Consider the following 892-nt stretch of genomic DNA (forward strand, 5'->3'; position numbering starts at 1 on the left):
CTGCGACCTCTGGCAGCGCCGGCCGCGAGTCGGCTGGCTGCGGTCGGCGCACCAGCCGCAGTGACATGCCGCCCTCGCTGAACTCCATCTCGGCCAGATCGGAGGCCGCCATGGCGCCAATCAGTGACTTGATACGATCGAGATCCATGCTCCGGCCGTCCGTCGAGGTCGGCGCCCGCGGCGTCGCGCCTGTCCACGAACGCTACTGCCGTCGGTCTTCGTCGACCAAGACGGTTTGGCTTTGCCCATATAAGAGAGCGCTATGACGCTTTCTGCGCCCGCTCCTCGGCGACGACGACGTTGCCGGGCAGCCCGGCCACGAGCTCGAGCAGGATTTCCTTGATCGCCTGGGCCGGCTCCGACAGCGGTAAATGATCGGACTGGCACAATGCCAACGGCGCCTCGATGATCGGATCGACGATGCGGGACTGCCAGCCGCCGCAGGAGGCCGCCACCTGGCGGGCCATCGATTCCGGCAGGATCGTCGCGCCGAGCCCATCGGCGATCACCGCCGTCAGCGTGCTCGCCGACTCGATTTCGGCGACGACCTTCGGCGCCTGGCCGATCGCCGCGAAGGCCTCGTTCACCATCTTGCGCACGACGTTGTAGGGACGGGCGAGATAGAGATCCATGTCGGCCAGCGCCGGCACGCTGATCTCGCCCGGCGGGGCCATCATGCTGGCGGGTCCGACAACGTAGAGCTGCTCGCGCAGCAACGGCACGAACGAGAGGCCATGGACGGCCGTCTTGCCGCCGTAGAGCACGGCGAGATCCATCCGTCCGTTCATGACGAGCTCCGAGAGCGTCGTCCCGTAGGTCTCGTTGAGGTAGAGCAGGATGCCGGGGTGGCGGGCGCGCACGGTCCGCAGCAGCGGCAGCGCGAGTCCGGCCG

The 892-nt window shown here is 67.9% G+C and carries 1 protein-coding gene; it reads right to left on the reverse strand.

Features of this window, described 5'->3' with window-relative positions:
* Positions 1-260 precede the first annotated feature (260 nt).
* On the reverse strand, positions 261-892 hold a 632-nt coding region (locus MOV74_RS39200; RefSeq protein WP_246932975.1), incomplete at its 5' end, for a LysR substrate-binding domain-containing protein.

Source organism: Bradyrhizobium sp. SHOUNA76 (assembly GCF_023006445.1).
GTDB lineage: Bacteria > Pseudomonadota > Alphaproteobacteria > Rhizobiales > Xanthobacteraceae > Bradyrhizobium.